The organism is Clostridium sp. 10cd* (assembly GCF_044336395.1).
Classification (GTDB): Bacteria; Bacillota_I; Bacilli_A; order Erysipelotrichales; family Erysipelotrichaceae; genus Clostridium_AQ; species Clostridium_AQ innocuum.
The window spans coordinates 811,282-831,259 of record NZ_CP172347.1 but is presented as its reverse complement, the minus strand read 5'-3'; the positions used below and the strand labels follow the sequence as shown (position 1 = coordinate 831,259).

Below are 19,978 nucleotides of genomic sequence, written 5' to 3'. Positions count from 1 at the left end.
ATGACAAGGAAGCACCTTACCAGCACACTCGCATGTGACAAATACTGTCACTGTGATTCACATACCAAGTGCAGCTTCTATTCGCTACCATTCTTTAATATATATGAATGATAACATCTTCCTTGTATCGGTATCTATCTGCAATACATTAACCTTGGCTTGCCGGTTTTCTCCTCCATCCCTTTTCTTTCTCTTCTGTATCCCCAGCTGCATTATCACTGAAAAAGAAGTATCAAATCATTTTGATATGAAAAAAGGAAATCCAAAAGATTGCGCGGGTCAATGTATTTTAAATTTCCTTTTTATAGGCAGCAATGCACATTCAGCAAGCCCGCCTTTTTTCATTTTATAAATGTATTTAACGATACAGCATATAATCCAGCATATCTTTATAAAACCCAGCCCTTTCCAACAACGCTGCAGCTGCTTTTGGATACTCTTTCACAAGCAGACGTTTTTTATCAGGATAAATCCGTTGCTCACGATACGTCTGAACAAAGGCATGCAGTGCTTCTTCAGCCAAGCTTATATCAAAAATTTTTAAAACAGTTCCCTGACGTTCAAAAACCATGATAGCAGTTCCTCCTGCCAGAGCCACCGCAGTTCCTGCTATATTCATAAAGGCCGCAGAATCCTTATGCTCCAATAGCTTCCCCCATGGCTGCATAGGATCCTGAGCATTCAACCAGCAGATTTGTTGCTTTGGATGAGCCAGAATATGCATACTGCCTTCATATTCCTGCTTTCTAATAAATTGCGCACCGGACATCCCTTTTACAAAATATCCTCTGCGTACACGGCCGGTGAATTCCCAGATACTAAGCAGATGCAAAGCATCCCGCCAGCTGAAATTTTGTTCCTGTTCCTGCTGTTGTAGGAATATGCGAAAGGTTTCTCTGCATACAATACCGTATTCTTGAAAGCATGCCTGAATCAGCGCCTCTTCCGGGATCGACTTTAACGGACGCAGTATATCCCACCTTCCGGATGACATTGCATAGGCTCTGGCATGGAGCTGCTGCTTAGCGGATGCCTTTTTCATTTTCTTTCGATTCAGCCATTGTCGCACCGGCGTAAAGCTGTCCGCACAGACAAGGCCCTGCTCTGCAAGCCGCAGCAGATTAGCATGCACATCTCCGGCCTGCGGTATACGATTGAGTGCATGCAGAAAGCTTGCTCCCTGAATTTTGAGTCGTTGATAAATCCGCTGCTCCTGCGTGTCCTCTGTCTGCATTTCCCTGCTGCCGTCGTTTACAGCAGCTGTGGATTGTTCCCAGTCGATATCCTCGTAACGATGAAAGCTCAGCATGCCATCGGGATGCAGCTTCCAGAAATATTCTCCCTGTGCCAGCTCCTGATCCAGCAGCTCCGGCTGATAGCCGCTTATACGGGATGGCAATAAAACCGTTTCCCATAATGAGGCTGCATGTTTCTGATTACAGAATAGATCCAGTGTATCCTTCAGCTGATCTTTGACAGGGGCATTGTGAAAAACACGGCTCACAAGGAGAGCGGCATAGTGATGAGATGGCTGTGTTACAGCCTGAATGCGTAAATTGCGGATTGTTTGTTTTCTTGCACGTTCATACTGTTTGGAATGATAATAGCAGCCACCATCCTCGATGACTTCTTTTTCCGAACAAAGCTGCTGCAACCAGAATTGTACAGCTTCCTCCTGCGCAAGATATCGCTCCTGCAGCTGCTTTAGCGTCTGTGCCTGCCGATAGTACAGCATGCGGCGTATGATATGCATTCCGGCTTCAGACTTATGCTCCAGCAGTGCCTGCTCATACTCCTCGCGCTGTTCTGCGGCGATCCAGAGACCGGGTTCTATGTAGGTGATCAATTCCTGAGAGGTCAGTTCATGCAGCCAGTCCGCTATCCGACCTTCCGCATGTTTAACATCCATTTCGCCCGTACATGCAGCCTTAATTTCCTGTGCTGTCATATCCCCTTCCATCATAAGCAGCGTATGCAGCTCATTGGCAGATTGCATCGTCTTTTTCCGCTTCCCCATATGCTTTAGTGCCTCCAGGGAAGGCTTTATTTGTTCCATTTGCTGTAATTCTTCATATACTGCCTGCTGGATCCCCGGTGTTGTTGGTGTATATTCATACATTTCTGCAGCTTCCACACGCCACTGCAGTGGCAGTGATAACGGGGAAGGCGTGTCCAGCTGCAGTTCATGCACATGGATATCCCCACTGCGAATTGCATATAGAATTTCCAGTAATCCCTTTAAATCCCACTGATCCTCCATGCATTCGCGTTTGGTTTCCACAATCAGAGGATGATGTTCCTCCTGCAGCAGTGCTTCCAGCATTTCCGTACTGCGAAGCCGCTGCATCCACAATGGCTGTCTTTTGTTTCTACGCATTCCCATCATGAGAGCACGTGCAGCATTATAGCGGAAATTCATACTGAAAACAGGTGTCAGTGGAAGCATGACTTCCAGAATTTTCGAAGCTGCTTCCGGATTAATATTGTACAGCAGCCCTTCTTCGATTTTCCCTTCACCATAGGAATATAAAAGAATACCGTCTTCTTCATCCACACTTCCGATATGCGTCCTGGTCACTCTCTGAGCAGCATCCTGCAGAAGCAGGGCAAGAGGAGCATTGATTCTTCGACCGAACATGGTATGAAGCATAGCCTGCGGACTTCCGGAGGAATCTCTAAAATGCTCAATCAGAATCGTCTGATCATCCGGCAGGATTTTGGTTGCCTTGATCTGCCGTTTTAGAAACTCGCTCGTATTTTCGACTGCTGCAGCATCCAGCCCCAGCGTCTGTAATTCCTGTTGCAGTGTATTTTGACGATATGCCTCTGACAGCTTCCTCATAATAGCGCCAAAGGCCAGACTTGTTTTCAGACTCCGGCCCTTGATTTCCCCTTTCCAAAAGGGCAGACGGGCCCCCTGCGGATAGGTTGGCGTCACGACCACACTGTCTCTATCCATTCCGACAACCTGCCAGGCATTCGCCCCCAGCATAAAGCGATCACCCAGACGGGTTTCATAGACAAATTCCTCATCAAGCTCTCCGACTTTAACACCATCCTCAGTTTTTGCCGCATACAGTCCTTTATCAGGGATAGTTCCCCCGGCAGCGACAGCGAGCATTCTGCTGTAGGCTTCCGCAAGAACACATCCGTGTAATCGGTCATAAAGTATGCGCGGGCGAACCGGAACCTCTCTTTTATGCTCAAAATCCCCAGCCAGCATGCATAGAATAGCGGTTACCTCCTGTTTGCTGACATCCTGGAAGGTGTAGGTGCTTTGCAAAAGCTCCATGACATCGTCAATCGTATAGGCGATCCCGGTAAGATGCCATTTTCTTTCAAGCTCCGTATGGGAACTGCTTGCGATTGCGGCCATGGAGACGAGATGCTGTGCCAGAACATCCAGACATTTCTTCGGCGGGGATGCCTGCTCAATACCGCCGGCTTTCGCAACAGCTGCACTCATACCGCAAAACAGTGTTTCCTGTGAGGTTCTTGGGTACATAAACATATAGCTGGTTTGACCGGGATTGTGACCGGCACGTCCAAGACGCTGCATCGTACTGGAGATCGAGCGTGGGCAGCCAATCTGTAAAACCTGATCAATACTTCCCACATCAATCCCCAGTTCCATGGAGGAGGTGGCGCAGAGCAGACGAAGTGTACCGTTTCTCAGGGATGCCTCTACCTCTAAACGCTGTTCCTTTGACATACTGCCGTGATGTACACGCGCAAAGTCCTCACCGCCAAGCTGGTTTACATAATAGGCCAGCTTTTCAGCATATCTGCGTCCCTCTGAAAATGCGATGACACTTCTGCTTTCCAGGCATTTTGCATAAACACTTTCTGCGAGCTCCTCCCAGACCGGATCCTTTCTTCTGCCCAGCGCAGGAGTCAAGCCGTTCACCTCGATATGTATTTGCTTCTGCATACTGGGAGCGATCATGCTTACGGTATCCAGAGACAGGTAGTCAGCGGCTGTCTGCAGCGGCTCAATTGTTGCCGACAGGCCAATGCGCTGCAGCTTTCGTTTACATAGCTTTTCCAGCCTGGCTATGGAAAGCATGAGATGCGCACCTCGTTTGGTGTCAATGAGGGCATGCAGCTCATCGATGATCAATGCCTCTGCCGTATGCAATATCGTTTGACCTCCAGTGCCAGTCAGCATTAAAAACAGAGATTCCGGTGTAATAATCAAAATATGAGGAGGATGCTTGATCATTCTCTGCCGATCTCTTTGCGGTGTATCACCGGTACGTATGCCTATTGTGATATTCGCTGCGCCTTGCCCGTTTTGTTCCTGTGCAATACCAGATAAGGGCTTATTCAGATTTTCACGAATATCCTGTGCGAGTGATTTCAAGGGAGATACGTAAATCAGGTACAGCTGATTCTTCAGTTTTCCCTGATGAGCCAATGCCTGCAGCTTATCGATAAAAACCAGAAAGGCAGAGAGTGTTTTTCCTGTTCCGGTTGGAGCGCTGATCAAAACAGAGCCGCCTTCCGCAATTACAGGCCATGCTTCCTGCTGTACAGCGGTTGGTGCAGCGAAGGTATGGCTGATCCAGTCTTTAGTGGGCTGTGTAAACACATGCATATAGCTGTCTTTCTTTTTTCCCATTCGATATCCTCCTGCTTTCTACTTATATGTTTTGCGAATTTCGTATACTTATAACGATTTTATCATACTTCCGGAGTTGTGCCAAATCAGCTTTTCTGATTGAGCCACTCATAAGGATACCTGCTTCGCCGGAAACGAAAAAGACCCGTGCAGGTCTTTATGAATGCTCATTTAAATAACGTTTTTCCACATAGCTCCAATCAATCAGCGCGAACCAGTTTTTGATATAGGCAGCGCGTTCACTGTAATATTGCAGAAAGTAGGAATGCTCCCAGACATCCAGCGGTAGCAGTGGTACAAGTCCCTGTGGCAGCGGCGTATCCTGATTCTTTGTTGTAACGATACGCAGTTTAGTACCGCGATCTTGTACCAGCCATGCCCAGCCGGAACCAAACACACGCAGTCCTGCATTCAGCATTTGTTCCTTGAAATTTTCAAAAGAGCCAAAAGATTCCTCCAGAACATTACGCATATAGTTACTCGGCCGGCGATACTTGGGCGTCATGGCTGCAAAGTAGGCATCATGGTTATATACACCGCCTGCATTATTATATACCGTAGTTCGTATTTCCACAGGCAGACGATCATTGTCTACGATCAGTCGTTCCAGATTCCAGCGTTGAAAGCGTGGATATTTCTGGAGAGCTGCATTTAATCTGTCAACATATCCCTGAAAAAGTGTATCGTGATGAATGCGGATGGTCTGTTCCTCCAGATACGGCTCCAGTGCATAATACCGATACGGAAGCGGTGGCAATACAAAAGGATAGTGTTCATTCATAGATTTTCACCTCACCTTCTCCTTATGCTATGTGAAAGATGTATTTTATTCACCACTACCGCCTATTGAATTTCCTTGATTCTATTTTCAAAATAATCTGAAAAGAGAACAAAAAGCTATACGTGGCATTCCCCCCCCTTTCGTAAACGGAGCATTCTGTATGCCAGCAGCTGCCGCATACCTTTGTTCTTGTTTTGAATAAAACACTGGAAAAGGTATTTTCTTATTCATTTATAAGGCTTCCTTTTGCAGCTATTCAACGATCAATCCTTGAGAGAATTACAGAATTTCCATACATCAGGAAAATCCGCACTATGATAGATCCCCCCTGTTATCGCTTATGTTTTCTGCAGGATTCGCAGTAGTTGCGTCGTGAATGTAATTATATTTATGTCTACTTATGTGAATATCCGGGTCGTTATCTATACAATTTTTTCCATCAGTGCTATAATATTACATAATTTGTTTTATATAATCGGTATTTATCACTGCAAGCTTTAGAAACAGAAGAAATCATTATACAAATCATTGAATAAGACAAATTATAAATGCTTGATCGAAAGGGAGGGAGACATCTTTTACATGGCAATCGCTTTCCTGATATCATATGCCGTATCAGATTTTTTGCAGGACCTGCAATACCCTTTATGTTTTTATTTCAGGAATTGGCATGAACGTGATCTTGTGTGATTCTCTGCATACTGATATTTGTATTTGTGGTTTATTCTTCGAATCCTGTAATGAAATATTGCTGTGTAAACAAAATAGCTTATGAAAAAACGATATTTGCAACAAAATGTATATCAGGCCTTATTGGAGCGTCTCCACTTTATATTTCATGAATTTGATGTCGTATATGTGTCTTTTTCAGGAGGAAAGGACAGCGGGCTGCTGCTGAATATTCTTTTGGACTTTCGAGATAAATTTTATCCCTCGACATCCATCGGTGTATTTCACCAGGATTTCGAAGCTCAGTACCGTGCTACTACGGAGTATGTAGAAGAAACGTTCAGGATGCTGGAAAAACGCCCCGGGGTGGAATTGTATTGGCTTTGCCTACCGATGGCAACAAGAACAGCGTTAAGCAGCTTTGAAATGTACTGGTATCCATGGGATGATAAAAAAGAGACATTATGGGTACGGCCAATGCCTGAATATGATTATGTCATTAACCTGAAAAATAATCCTGTAGCGACATATCACTATAAAATGCATCAGGAGGATCTGGCCAAGCAATTCGGCAGATGGTATCGCAGTGTGCATGATAACAAAAAAACGGTTTGTCTGCTGGGTCTACGTGCTGATGAGTCTATGCAGCGTTACAGCGGTTTTGTTAATAAAAAGCACAGCTATAAAGGCAAATGCTGGATTACACAGCAATTCAAGGAGGTTTGGACAGGTTCGCCTCTGTATGACTGGTCAGTCGAGGATATATGGCATGCCTATTATAAGTTCGGATATAGCTATAACAGTTTGTATGATTTGTATTACAAGGCGGGATTGACAATTTCACAAATGCGGGTGGCTTCTCCATTTCAGGATTATGCTAAGGAATCATTGAATCTATATCGCGTGATTGATCCACAGATGTGGGTGAAGCTGCTGGGCCGTGTTCAGGGAGCGAATTTTGCGGCAATCTATGCCAAAACAAAGGCAGTCGGATATCGAACCATAAAACTGCCGGAGGGACATACCTGGAAATCGTATACAATGTTCCTGTTGGCAACACTTCCCAAACGGCTGCGGCAAAACTATATTGAAAAATTCAATAAATCGATAACCTTCTGGCATACGGTAGGAGGAGGGCTTGAGGAAGAAACAATCGAAGAGCTAAAGGAGCATGGCTATCACATAAAGCGAAACGGGGTATCCAATTATACAATTTTTAAAAATTCCAGAATCATATTTCTGGATCGTATACCGGATGATACCGACGATATAAAATCCACAAAGGATATCCCCAGTTGGAAGCGTATGTGCTTCTGCATTTTAAAGAATGACCATATCTGCCGTTCCATGGGGTTTGGATTAACACGGGAACAGCAGAGACGACTGGATCATTTAAAAGAAAAATACAAGGGTACGGAGGTTTAGATGATGAGTAAGAGTCCGGTTTATCATATACGTGCAGTTCCAATAGAAAAAATCATACCGAATGATTATAACCCGAATGCCGTTGCGCCACCTGAAATGAAATTATTGTATGACAGTATAAAGGCCGACGGCTACACCATGCCAATCGTATGCTATTACGATGAGGCTAGCGATCATTATATCATTGTTGACGGCTTTCACAGATATCGCATCATGAAGGAATACCCGGATATCTATGAGCGTGAGAAGGGGGTTTTACCGGTTTCAGTAATCAATAAGCCGCTTGACCAGCGTATGGCCAGTACTATACGGCACAATCGAGCAAGAGGTAGTCACGATGTGGATTTGATGAGTAACATTGTTAAGGAATTACATGAGCTTGGACGTTCAGATGCATGGATTGCAAAGCATTTGGGTATGGATCGTGATGAAATACTGAGATTAAAGCAGATTACAGGACTTGCCGCATTGTTTAAAGAGGTAGATTTCAGTCAATCATGGGAACCGGTTGAGGATGAGGAGCAACTGCAGAGTATTGAGGATCAATTTGTCGATGCTTAAAACAGTTACATTGAATTTATAGGAATCAATAAACGTAAAAAAAACGTTCGGCTGTATTCAACATGCCATTTAGTTAAAAAAGTTGACAAAAAAAAGGAAGATCATAGAAATGACAACAGAGAATGTCGGATTCTGGTCTTTTAATATAAGAATGATTCAGAAAAAGGAATTTTGGAAAAAGTATGATGCATTCTACAATACAATGGAGCATGAGTTAACAAAGCTGCAGAATGATCCAAAGAACACGGATTATGAAACCCTATTTGCATATGCGCCAACGAATTGCTTGATTCTACGTTTCTTATCACAAAAGATAATCAAAGCTGTTAATCTCGGCACAATAAAAGACGATCAAACAAGGTTTAACCCTTTCATTCGATCGCCTTTTTTCAATAACTTGTGTCAATGAGACATCAGCCTTCATAATTTATTCCAAACCAGACCACTCTACTCTCACTTAATTAAGTACATTTATGAAAGAAAATTAAAACCATCTTCACATATTTGTATAATTACTTTTCATTCATAGTTTGCAAAGCTTTAAAGAGTTCACAGACTATAATACTTATGGCGATAAGTAAAGCCAACGATATAATGGAAATATACCATATCAGAAAATCAAATGCATTCAACAGAGTTAGTGACAGGAAAAACCATGTAGCAAAAATAAAGATAATATACCAGATAATAACATTCCTTATGTTTTTTGACATATTTTTCATTTTAATCAATCGGCTTCCATACTGAACCATAATCGTTTGATACGTTCACAGCATAATTCTTTTGATATGGTAGATCAGCTTGTTGAGAAAATGTTAGAATCCTACAAAACCTACTTAAGAATTTTATCATAGCTTCCCCTTCTCTGCATTTTTGCATAATAAAGTTATTTATAATCCTAATAATTGCCTCTTTAAACTAGCATATAAAAAGGTATAAAAGCATCGCAAAGTCTACGTTTGCCTCTGGGATGTAAATATACCTGTATCTTTTTCTGGCGCAGCAGAAAGGATTTGAACCTCCGGTGTCAATGACACGCCGGTTTTCGAAACCGGTGCATTAAACCAAACTCTGCCACTGCTGCATATCCATTGAAGATTATATAACAGAATACAGGCCTTTTTCAAGACTATTTGTAAAATCGTTCTGCTTTATGTGATATTTCATTCTATATTCTTTTTAAAATGATAAGAAAAAACATGCAGTATGGCAGAGCACCGCTACTACATGTTTTTTATGTTATTCCTGTACTTCTACAGCAGGCTGTTCCAGGGTGGTATCCTCACCGTCCATGATCTGCTGAACCATCTCAGTGGTCAGACGTTCCGGACCGGCAGGCACGTATGCCATAAAGTTGTCATCGTCTTCCTTATGGTTGCGCTCCTCACGGATTTCCTTCAGTTCTTTTGCCTTTTCTCCGATAATCAGATTCATTGGACGCTCATCGCCTACACCGGTTCCGGCAGGAATCAGCTTACCGATGATAACGTTCTCCTTCAGACCAATCAGGTAATCCTTTTTACCCTTGATTGCGGCATCGGTCAGAACCTTTGTGGTTTCCTGGAAGGATGCGGCAGACAGGAAGGAATCTGTTTCAACAGACGCCTTGGATATACCCAGCAATACCGGTTTGAAGGTAGCCGGCACCTGACCGCTCAGCAGTGCCTTACGGTTGATCTTCGTAATTTCCGTCAGGGAAATCTGAACACCAGGGTTCAGGTGTGTATCGTTACCTTCCAGTACGACAACCTTGCGAAGCATCTGACGAATCATAACCTCAACGTGCTTGTCACTGATTTCAATACCCTGACTCTGATAAACCTTCTTGACTTCCTTCAGAATGTAGTTCTGTACCTGACGTACACCGGCAACCTTTAAAAGCTCCTTCGGATCAACCTGACCCTCGGTAATCTTGTCACCGGCTTCCACATGTGCTCCCACCTTCATCCAAGGACGAATTGCCTGGATCAGGGTAACCTTGTGGACAATGCTTTCTTTATCATTGGATACGGTAACCTCATATCCTGTATCAATCTGATGAACATCGGTGATTTCACCTGTGATCTGTGCCAGTACGGCAACACCCTTCGGACAACGAGCCTCAAACAGCTCCTCGACACGAGGAAGACCCTGTGTGATATCTCCACCGTCGGCACTTGCCACACCACCGGTATGGAAGGTACGCATGGTCAGCTGCGTACCTGGCTCACCGATAGACTGGGCAGCCATGATTCCGACAGCTTCTCCGACTTCAACATCCTTGCCGGTCGCCATGTTGCGTCCGTAACATTTCTTACATACACCATAGATGGATTTACAAGTAAACGCACTACGGATATACATTCCCTCAACACCGGCATCCACAACCTTCTGTGCAAGTGCATCGGTAATAAATTCATCACTTTCCAGAATGACTTCTCCGGTCTTCGGATCTGTGATTTCCTGCTTGCTGTAACGTCCTACCAGACGGTCAAACAGACTCTCGATGATCGTATTTGTCTTACGATCAACGATTGCTTCCACCCAGTAGCCCTTATCCGTTCCACAGTCCTCCTGCTTAACGATAACATCCTGTGCTACGTCAACCAGACGACGTGTCAGATATCCAGATTCGGCTGTTTTCAGGGCGGTATCGGTCAGACCTTTACGCACACCGTGTGTGGAGATAAAGAATTCGGACACATTCAGACCCTCACGGAAACAGGAGTAGATCGGAACCTCTATGATGGTAGGAACATATTCACCCTTGGCAGATTTGGACTGGTTTGGCTTTGCCATCAGACCACGCATACCAGCCAGCTGTGTAAAGTTGGAGGTATTACCACGGGCACCGGAACGCGCCATCATACTGATTGGATTTTTACGAGGAAGGTTTCCCAGCAGCTCCTCGGCGATATCATCCTTGACATCCGCCCACAGCTTATTCAGATGACGCTCCCACTCCATCATGGTAAGCTTACCCTTTTTACGCAGTGTTTTCAGCTCTTCGGCCTTCTGTTTACCATATTCCACATGCTCTTCCTTGTGAGGTGCGACCTCGATATCGGACAGGGATACGGTAACACCGGCAACGGTGGAATACTGGAATCCCATATCCTTGATCTGGTCAAGGATCTCACTTGTTTTCTCTGTGGAATAGCGTTTAAAGATTTCACCGATGATTTTACCGAGGTCCTTCTTTTTGAAAGCCGCGGTTACCGGCATGGACTTGATTGCCTCCTTCACGTCTTTTCCCATCTCCAGGAAGAAACGCTCCGGTGTTGCGACAAAGTTTTCCGCACTGACTTCGTTCAGGAACGGGAAGTCGGTTGGGAACATATTGTTGAAGATTACCTTACCAACGGTCGTCAGCAGGTATTTCTTATTTTGTTCTTCTGTAAAGCTTTCTTTCTTTAATGCACGTGCAGGAATTGCAATACGGGAGTGCAGATGAATCTGCTGTGTCTGATATGCCATCAGGATTTCATTGATGCTGCCAAACACATGTCCCTCATTATCACCATAGCGGGTCCAGATCGCAGCGGATTTCGGGCAGTCAACCGCATTATAGCGATCAGCCTCCTGATAGAATTCCTCTGCGGTTTCCTCCATCGTCAGATAGAAGTTCCCCATGACCATGTCCTGACCAGGTGTAACGATTGGCTTTCCATCCTTTGGACCAAGGATGTTGTTGCTACCAAGCATCATGACGAGTGCTTCGGCTCTTGCTTCTTCACTCAACGGTACGTGAACAGCCATCTGGTCACCGTCAAAGTCGGCGTTGAAGGCAGTACATACCAGTGGATGCAGACGCATGGCACGTCCTTCCACCAGCTTCGGTTTGAAGGCCTGGATACCCAGACGGTGCAGTGTAGGCGCACGGTTCATCAGAACCGGATAGCCGTCAATGACACTTTCCACAATATCCCAGATACGGGGATCCTGACGATCAATCAGCTTCTCCGCAGTCTTTGGATTGCTTGCGATTTCTTTATTTACGATTTCATTGATAACAAACGGCTTGAACAGCTGAATTGCCATTTCACGAGGCAGACCGCACTGATACATTTTCAAATCCGGTCCGACCGCGATAACAGAACGACCGGAGAAGTCAACACGCTTACCGAGCAGGTTCTGACGGAAACGTCCCTGTTTTCCCTTTAAGGAATGTGACAGAGATTTTAATGCACGTCCACCGGCTCCGGTGATCGGTTTGGAACGACGTCCGTTATCAATCAGCGCATCCACCGCTTCCTGCAGCATTCGCTTCTCATTCTGTACGATGATAGCCGGGGTTCCCAGCTCCAGCAGCTTTTTCAGACGGTTGTTACGTGTGATGACACGGCGATACAGATCATTCAGATCACTTGTCGCAAAACGTCCGCCGTCCAGCTGCAGCATCGGACGCAGATCAGGCGGGATTACCGGAATTACCGTCATTACCATCCATTCCGGCTTATTGTCGGAGTTACGGAAGGCTTCTACGGTATCCAGACGCTTGATCAGTTTTTTACGCTTTTCACCCTGTGCAGACTCCAGTGCATCCTGAATATGCTTGAATTCAGCCTCCAGGTCAACCTCTGTCAGCAGCGTCAGCGCAGCCTCGGCACCAGTCTGGGCAGTAAAGCTGCCCGGACCGTAAATTGCCATATTTTCGCGGTACTCACGTTCAGAGAGCACCTGCTTGTATTCCAGCTTTGTATCCTTAGGATCTGTTACAATCCAGGACACGAAGTACACAACCTCTTCCAGCTGCTTCGGTGTTACATCCAGCAGCAGTGCCATACGGCTTGGTATACCGCGCAGATACCAGATGTGCGCAACCGGAGCCGCAAGCTCAATGTGTCCCATACGTTCACGACGAACGCTGGATTTTGTAATTTCTACACCACAGCGGTCACAGACAACCCCCTTGTAGCGTACCTTCTTATATTTTCCACAGTAACATTCCCAGTCCTTGCTCGGTCCGAAAATTCTTTCACAGAACAATCCATCTCTTTCAGGCTTCTGAGAACGGTAGTTGATCGTCTCTGGTTTCTTTACTTCACCATGACTCCATTCGTGGATTCTATCAGGTGAAGCCAGGCTTACCTGAATTGAGGCAAAATTATTAACACTCATTTACTTACGCCTCCTCTTCGTTTTCATCATCGCTCAGCTCAATGTCTTCATCTTCTATGAAGTCATCAGCCTCTGCATCGTCATCCAGAAGAATTTCATCTTCGGATTCGTCATCTGCGACAGCATCTTCCTCTTCTACTTCCAGATCATTGATGTCTTCCTCACCGACAGGCTCAGCGGCAGGAATCGGAGGCAGAGTTGCAGCTGCTTCGCTGTTATCCTCCTTGCTGATATCTACTTCGTTACCGTCTTCATCCAGCATCTTCACGTCAATGGCAAGAGCCTGCAGCTCGTGCTTCAATACGCGGAAGGATTCCGGGATACCCGGTTCCGGAATATCTTTTCCCTTGATGATTGCTTCATAGGTCTTTGTACGACCAACGATATCATCGGATTTCACTGTCAGGATTTCCTGCAGTGTATGAGCGGCACCATAAGCCTCCAGTGCCCAGACCTCCATCTCACCGAATCTCTGACCACCGTTTTGTGCCTTACCACCCAACGGCTGCTGAGTTACCAGAGAGTATGGTCCGGTTGCACGGGCATGCAGCTTATCGTCAACCATGTGGGCCAGCTTGATCATGTACATGACGCCGACGGAAATACGTTCATCAAACGGTTCCCCGGTACGGCCGTCATACAGTACCTGTTTTCCATCCACGGTCATTTCCGCTTCCTTCATGATATCGCTCAGCTCGGTGTTGTTGATACCATCGAATACCGGTGTGGAGAATTTCACACCCAGCTTCTTGGCAGCATATCCCAGATGGATTTCCAGTACCTGACCGATGTTCATACGGGAAGGCACACCAAACGGGTTCAGCATGATATCAACCGGTGTTCCATCCGGCATGTAAGGCATATCTTCTACAGGAAGAATCTTGGAGATGACACCCTTGTTACCGTGACGTCCGGCCATTTTGTCACCCTCAGAAATCTTACGTTTCTGAACGATGTATACTTTTACTGTTTCATTGACTCCAGGCGGCAGATCGTGTCCTTCGCTTCTTTTGAAGACGCGGATGGAGTGAACGATTCCGGCACCACCATGCGGTACCTTCAAAGAGTTGTCACGTACCTCACGTGATTTCTCACCGAATATAGCCAGCAGCAGTTTTTCCTCAGGAGAGATTTCGCTCTGCCCCTTCGGCGTTACCTTACCGACCAGAATATCGCCTTCCATAACCTCTGCACCGACCATGATGATACCACGGCTGTCCAGATTACGGCATGCGTTTTCACTCACGTTAGGAATATCGCGGGTGATTTCTTCAGGCCCCAGCTTTGTTTCACGGCAGTCAATGTCGTATTCTTCGATATGAATGGAGGTATACACATCATCGCGAACCAGACGTTCACTCATGATGATGGCATCCTCGTAGTTATATCCGTACCATGTCATATAGGCGATGGTTACGTTTTGTCCAAGTGCCAGCTCGCCGCGTTCCATGGATGGACCATCGGCAAGGATATCACCCTTCTCGATACGTTCTCCCTTGGAAATGATCGGGCTCTGGTTGATGTTGGTTCCGTTGTTGGAACGCTGGAATTTACGCAGACGGTATTCTCTGCGGTTTCCATCGTTTTCGCTGACGATGATTCTCTGGGAGTCAACATACTCCACGACACCGTTTTCTCTTGCGACGATACCGACACCGGAGTCCTTTGCAATTTTGAACTCTACACCGGTTCCGACATACGGAGAATGCGGCTGCAGCAGAGGAACGGCCTGACGCTGCATGTTCGCACCCATGAGGGCACGGGAAGCATCATCGTTTTCCAGGAACGGTACACAGGCAGTCGCAACGGATACGATCTGTTTCGGAGAAACGTCGGTCAGCTCTACCTCTTCACGTCTTGCGATGATGGTATCTCCGGCTTTACGTGCTACGACATGCTCGTTGATCAGACGGCCTTCCACAACCTCGTTGGCCTGTGCGATTACATAATCGGCTTCTTCATCCGCAGACAGGTAAAGTGCCTCTTCCTGTACAGTTCCATCCGCATTTACGATACGGTACGGAGTCTGAATGAAGCCGTATTCATTGATTTTTCCATACGTTGTCAGATTGGAAATCAGACCGATGTTTGGACCTTCCGGTGTCTCGATCGGACAGATACGCCCATAGTGAGAGCTGTGAACGTCACGAACCTCGTAGCTCGCACGGTCACGGGTGATACCACCAGGACCCAATGCGGAAATACGACGCTTGTTTGTCAGCTCAGCAAGCGGATTCTGCTGATCCATGAACTGAGACAGCTGAGAAGAAGAGAAGAACTCCTTGATTGCCGCTGTCAGCGGACGGATATTGGTCAGCTTCTTCGGCGTCAGAGTCGCGATATCCGCAATGGACATACGTTCCTTAACCACACGCTCCATACGGCTTAAACCGATACGGAACTGATTCTGAATCAGCTCTCCGACGGAACGGATACGACGGTTACCCAGCATATCGATATCATCGGTATCTCCAACACCTTCCATATTGTTCAGATTGTAGGCATAGAATGCATACATATCGGAAATAGTAATGGTGTGCTTGTCAGCATACGGGTCATTTCCCATAACCTTCACAACTGCACCGTCGTGGTCACGGATCAGGATTTCCTGAATCGCAGCCCCGACCAGCCATGCATATAATACAGCACCGTTGTTAACTTTTGCTTTGATTTCATCTACGGCAGTCACACTGAGTGCTTCCGGCTTGTGGCGAGGAGTATAGCCATCCACGAAGAAATCGCCTTCCTCGTTGACTACATCTTCTCCATTTGCGTCCGTCAAACGGGCAAACGCGTACATTCTCTGTCCGTAGTTCAATACGGCATTCACATTAGCGCTTGTTAAAGCAACCTTCTTGGCGATGATACCGCCATGTACAGCTACCTTTTCCACACCCTTGACGATTGCTTCCACATCCTGCTCACTCAGAATGCTTCCTTCATACAGCGTACCGTCTTCCAGCTCCACATCGCCCGCCAGAACACGTCCGACAAGACCAAGGTGATTGCTGCTAGGTACATATACCTTATCCGGATGATTGAACAGCGGATTGAACGGGAATGCATTGACATGCATACCTTTTTCCAGCTCTTTGCGAAGTGCATTTCGCTCATCGCGGTTGACCATCGTACCACTTGGCATGAAGACAGATCCATCCGCATCCAGAATATCCTGCGCAAGATGGTGCTTATCAACACGGTTGATCGCGTTTAGCTTTTTACGCAGCTTATAACGTCCGGCCTTTGTCAGATCGTAACGGCGCGGATCGAAGAACTTCGCATTCATTAACGTAATGGAACCATCCAGTGTAGGGATTTCATCAGAACGCTGGTTTTCGTAAATGGACAGTAACGCCTCCTGTGTTGTCTTGACCTTATCTGCCATCAGCGTGTTTTCAATTTCCTCGTATTTGCCGAAGAAGGATGCATATAATGTAAGGTACAGATTCATGAACTCGCGATCTTCATCATCAATCGCTACATTTTCCACGATATCTCTTCCCATAGCCTTCAGGAAAGTTTTGATCTGCATCGTGTCATGTGCATCCTCACTTCTGTCCAGATCCACAGACATACCGATTGCTTTGAACAGAATAGAAGACAGCATTTTACGTTTCCGGTCAATGCTCATGTTTAAAACACGTCCTGTAGACGCCTTTTTCACTTCTGTCAGAAACTCCAGCCATGTTCCACGGCTTGGAATCAATTCGCAGGCAAAGGATTCCTTCCCTGTTTTTTCCTCATAACCAGTGGAAAAGTACGCACCCGGGGAACGCACAATCTGCGAAACGATGACACGCTCCGCACCATTGATAATAAAGGTACCGGTTTCCGTCATCAGCGGGAAGTCCCCAAGGAAGACATCCTCCCACTTGTTGATAACCTCACCAGTGGTGTTATCTGTAATTTCAAGCTCCATACGGGCTTTCAAAGGTGCCGCGAAATTACATTCGCGATACATTGATTCCTCCGCATTGAATTTCGGCTCTCCGAATTCATAGCCGGCGAATTTCAGCTTGATATTTCCTCCATAGTTTTGAATCGGGTAAATCTCATTGAAAACTTCCCCAATTCCTTCGTTCTTGAACCACTCGAAGGAGTCTGTCTGGATTTCTACCAGATTTGGCAGTTCCAGATGCCCGCTTACTTTTGAGTAGTCTCGACGCTCTGCCTTTTTACCGGAAGCGACAATACGATAAGGCTGTTTTTTGTCCATGTACGCCATCCTTTCTACAAGTTTCACCTATCAAAATAAGGCATAAAAACCCATTTTAATATTTTAGTATTATGCAATTTATTATAATATCAACTGTTTGTCAAATTGTCAATGCTTTTTTTGCTTTTAGTATGAAATATCCTTTTTCCTTGTGAATGATATCGCAATTTCCAAACACTTCTTTTATTTTCGTCACGGCGCTGCGTGCTCCCTGCTGTTTGCGAATCACAACCCAAAGTGTCCCCTGGTCCGCAAGGTGATTCCATGCCTCCTCAAAGATGTTATAGATGACGTTTTTACCGGCACGAATCGGAGGATTTGTTATGATATCAGTAAAAGTATTCCCACTTACCTGCTCATATACATCGGATACATGAATGTTTGCCTCGATATTATTTTTTTCAGCATTATCCCTGGCAAGCTCCACCGCCCTGGGATTGACATCCACCATTTCAACCTGTTTATCCGGCCATGCCTTTTTGGTAACGATTCCCACAACGCCATAGCCGCAGCCCATGTCAAGAAGTTGATTTCCCAGCTCTTCCTCATGCTCATGCAGCGTGTTGAGCAGTACCCGTGTACCAAAATCGACACTGTCTTTGGAGAACACACCGTTATCGGTAATAAAAGAAACGTTAAAACACCAAAACCGGAAAGATATTTCCTTCCGGTTTTCTGCTAAATGACGATTATCTGTAAAGTAATGATCCATCGTTATCCCGCCTTTTTAGGTGACAAAAAGCCTCTCGGCTTTTTGTTGTTTGTAAAATGTGTAAGTATGAATTACTTGATTTCTACAGAAGCACCAGCGTCCATCAGTTTCTTCTTGATTTCTTCTGCTTCTTCCGGTTTGATGTTTTCCTTAATTACACTTGGTGCCTTGTCAACCAGACCCTTAGCGTCAACCAGACCTAAACCAGTGATTTCACGTACTGCCTTGATGACAGCAACCTTTGTTCCACCGATGTCAGTCAGAGTTACTGTTACTTCGCTAGGTCCTGCAGCAGCAGCGTCGTCTGCTACGGCAGCTACAGCAACTGGTGCAGCAGCTGTTACACCGAATTTTTCTTCGATTGCTTTTACTAATTCGTTAAGTTCTAAGATGGTAGCTTCTTCTAAGTAAGCTAAGATATCTTCCTGTGCTAATTTTGCCATTTTCATTTTCCTCCTGTAAGTTTATTCCTGTGGAGCTGCTTCTTCAGCAGAACCTCCGTCTTTTGCGTCAGCCACTGCCTTAACAGCACATGCAAATCCACGTACTGGAGACTGCAGACAGCTTAACAGCATTGATAACATACCTTCACGGTTCGGCAGACTGGACAGTTCCTTAATGGTATCTACACCAACAACTTTTCCTTCTACGATTCCGCTTTTCAATACCAAGTGTTCATGTTTCTTAGCGAATTTTGCCAGAACACGCGCAGGAGCAACTGCGTCACCACCGAATGCGATGGCGTTTGGTCCGATCAGATCCTTTGTAAGATCATCCGCACCTGCTTCAACAGCAGCACGCTGAGCCAGTGAGTTTTTGTAAACCTTGAACTCAACACCTTCTTCGCGCAGATTTCTACGTAACTCGGTTACTTCGGCAACGCTAAGTCCACGGTACTCAACAACAACAGTTGACTGAGATTCTTTCATTTTCTGAGCAATTTCAGAAACGACCGCTTTCTTGCTATCGATAATCGCCTGGTTCATAACTTCACACCTCCTAAATTTATATGTAACAATATACCCTTTAAGAGTGATATAAAAACACCCGCAGGCATAGACAGACTACGGGTGAAAGTTTAGTATCCAACTTTTACCTCGGTAACATGATTAAGCCGTAGGGCCGTTACTGTCTATGGTATATTGATAACATCTGATATTCTAACCTGCTAACGAGATTTTGTCAATCGTTATTTTTCAACAGTTACTTTGACACCAGGTCCCATGGTAGTGGAGATTACCAGGTTTTTGATGTAAGTACCCTTTACAGCCGCAGGACGTGCTTTTGAGATTACCTTCAGCAGTGCATTGAAGTTGTCAACCAGCTTCTCATCGTCAAAGCTTACTTTTCCAATCATCAGGTTGATATTTCCTTCTTTGTCAACACGGTATTCAACCTTACCCTTTTTGATATCTTCAACAGCTTTTGCTACATCCATGGTAACTGTACCAGTCTTAGGGTTTGGCATTAAGCCCTTTGGTCCCAACAGACGTCCCAGCTTACCAAGCTCACCCATCATGTTCGGAGTCGCAACGATAACATCGAAGTCGAACCATCCCTTCTGGATGTCTTCCAGCAGTTCTTTTCCACCGACGAAATCTGCACCGGCATCTTTCGCTTCCTGCTCTTTCGGTCCCTGTGTAATAACACAGACCTTCTGTGTTTTACCGGTTCCGTGCGGAAGTACCATCGCACCACGGATCTGCTGATCAGCGTGACGAGGATCCACATTTAATTTGAAGCTAACTTCAACAGATGCGTCGAATTTAGCGATGTTTGTTTCTTTTGCTAATTTTACTGCCTCAGCTACTGAATAAGTTTTTGTGCGATCAACTTTTTTAGCAGCTTCTACATATTTTTTACCGAATTTTGCCATTTTGTTTTCCGCCTTTC

General features: G+C 45.5%; 11 protein-coding genes, 1 tRNA gene and 1 other annotated feature. Of the genes, 3 read left to right on the top strand and 9 right to left on the bottom strand.

Features of this window, described 5'->3' with window-relative positions:
- Window positions 1-358: 358 nt before the first annotated feature.
- Both ACG3M1_RS04175 and ACG3M1_RS04170 read right to left on the bottom strand, forming a co-directional pair.
- Window positions 359-4,621 carry a DEAD/DEAH box helicase gene (locus ACG3M1_RS04175; protein ID WP_395814966.1) on the bottom strand — a complete coding sequence of 1,421 codons (4,263 nt, stop codon included), beginning with the start codon at window positions 4,619-4,621 and terminating at the stop codon, window positions 359-361.
- 157 nt (window positions 4,622-4,778) lie between these two features.
- Window positions 4,779-5,402 (bottom strand): superoxide dismutase, encoded by a 624-nt coding sequence (locus tag ACG3M1_RS04170; RefSeq protein ID WP_002607394.1) that lies wholly within the window; start codon window positions 5,400-5,402, stop codon window positions 4,779-4,781.
- 771 nt (window positions 5,403-6,173) lie between these two features.
- Here ACG3M1_RS04170 and ACG3M1_RS04165 point away from each other — a divergent pair.
- The 3 genes from ACG3M1_RS04165 (at window position 6,174) to ACG3M1_RS04155 (ending at window position 8,466) form a co-directional block, all read left to right on the top strand.
- Entirely contained in the window at window positions 6,174-7,496 is a 1,323-nt protein-coding gene (locus ACG3M1_RS04165; RefSeq protein WP_008818583.1) for a phosphoadenosine phosphosulfate reductase, read from the top strand.
- On the top strand, window positions 7,497-8,057 hold the full coding sequence (locus ACG3M1_RS04160; protein WP_002607392.1) for an IbrB-like domain-containing protein: 561 nt from the start codon (window positions 7,497-7,499) through the stop codon (window positions 8,055-8,057).
- A 109-nt stretch (window positions 8,058-8,166) separates the two neighbouring features.
- On the top strand, window positions 8,167-8,466 hold the full coding sequence (locus tag ACG3M1_RS04155) for a hypothetical protein (RefSeq protein WP_002607391.1): 300 nt from the start codon (window positions 8,167-8,169) through the stop codon (window positions 8,464-8,466).
- Between the two features lie 586 nt (window positions 8,467-9,052).
- Here ACG3M1_RS04155 and ACG3M1_RS04150 read toward each other — a convergent pair.
- The 7 genes from ACG3M1_RS04150 to rplA form a co-directional block, all read right to left on the bottom strand.
- A tRNA-Ser gene (locus ACG3M1_RS04150) sits at window positions 9,053-9,141 on the bottom strand.
- 155 nt (window positions 9,142-9,296) lie between these two features.
- Complete coding sequence (gene rpoC, locus ACG3M1_RS04145) at window positions 9,297-13,157, bottom strand: DNA-directed RNA polymerase subunit beta' (RefSeq protein ID WP_008728941.1); 3,861 nt, start codon at window positions 13,155-13,157, stop codon at window positions 9,297-9,299.
- Between the two features lie 4 nt (window positions 13,158-13,161).
- Entirely contained in the window at window positions 13,162-17,373 is a 4,212-nt protein-coding gene (locus ACG3M1_RS04140; protein ID WP_008818582.1) for a DNA-directed RNA polymerase subunit beta, read from the bottom strand.
- A 100-nt stretch (window positions 17,374-17,473) separates the two neighbouring features.
- Window positions 17,474-18,085: a class I SAM-dependent methyltransferase gene (locus ACG3M1_RS04135; RefSeq protein ID WP_008818581.1), complete on the bottom strand. Its 612-nt coding sequence runs from the start codon at window positions 18,083-18,085 to the stop codon at window positions 17,474-17,476.
- A gap of 71 nt (window positions 18,086-18,156) precedes the next feature.
- Window positions 18,157-18,528, bottom strand: a complete 372-nt coding sequence (gene rplL, locus ACG3M1_RS04130) for a 50S ribosomal protein L7/L12 (RefSeq protein WP_002607387.1) — start codon at window positions 18,526-18,528, stop codon at window positions 18,157-18,159.
- Between the two features lie 21 nt (window positions 18,529-18,549).
- Complete coding sequence (gene rplJ / locus ACG3M1_RS04125) at window positions 18,550-19,071, bottom strand: 50S ribosomal protein L10 (protein ID WP_002607386.1); 522 nt, start codon at window positions 19,069-19,071, stop codon at window positions 18,550-18,552.
- Window positions 19,072-19,114: 43 nt separating this feature from the next.
- Window positions 19,115-19,241 (bottom strand) — a sequence feature (ribosomal protein L10 leader region).
- A gap of 33 nt (window positions 19,242-19,274) precedes the next feature.
- A complete protein-coding gene (gene rplA, locus ACG3M1_RS04120; RefSeq protein ID WP_002607385.1) occupies window positions 19,275-19,961 on the bottom strand; it encodes a 50S ribosomal protein L1 in 687 nt (228 codons plus the stop codon).
- Window positions 19,962-19,978 lie beyond the last annotated feature (17 nt).

Bases quoted from the DNA above. Each gene is read 5' to 3' on its own strand.
- ACG3M1_RS04175 (WP_395814966.1), bottom strand. From the start codon at position 4,621: ATGGGAAAAAAGAAAGACAGCTATATGCATGTGTTTACACAGCCCACT.
- ACG3M1_RS04170 (WP_002607394.1), bottom strand. From the start codon at position 5,402: ATGAATGAACACTATCCTTTTGTATTGCCACCGCTTCCGTATCGGTAT.
- ACG3M1_RS04165 (WP_008818583.1), top strand. From the start codon at position 6,174: ATGAAAAAACGATATTTGCAACAAAATGTATATCAGGCCTTATTGGAG.
- ACG3M1_RS04160 (WP_002607392.1), top strand. From the start codon at position 7,497: ATGATGAGTAAGAGTCCGGTTTATCATATACGTGCAGTTCCAATAGAA.
- ACG3M1_RS04155 (WP_002607391.1), top strand. From the start codon at position 8,167: ATGACAACAGAGAATGTCGGATTCTGGTCTTTTAATATAAGAATGATT.
- rpoC (WP_008728941.1), bottom strand. From the start codon at position 13,157: ATGAGTGTTAATAATTTTGCCTCAATTCAGGTAAGCCTGGCTTCACCT.
- ACG3M1_RS04140 (WP_008818582.1), bottom strand. From the start codon at position 17,373: ATGGACAAAAAACAGCCTTATCGTATTGTCGCTTCCGGTAAAAAGGCA.
- ACG3M1_RS04135 (WP_008818581.1), bottom strand. From the start codon at position 18,085: ATGGATCATTACTTTACAGATAATCGTCATTTAGCAGAAAACCGGAAG.
- rplL (WP_002607387.1), bottom strand. From the start codon at position 18,528: ATGGCAAAATTAGCACAGGAAGATATCTTAGCTTACTTAGAAGAAGCT.
- rplJ (WP_002607386.1), bottom strand. From the start codon at position 19,071: ATGAACCAGGCGATTATCGATAGCAAGAAAGCGGTCGTTTCTGAAATT.
- rplA (WP_002607385.1), bottom strand. From the start codon at position 19,961: ATGGCAAAATTCGGTAAAAAATATGTAGAAGCTGCTAAAAAAGTTGAT.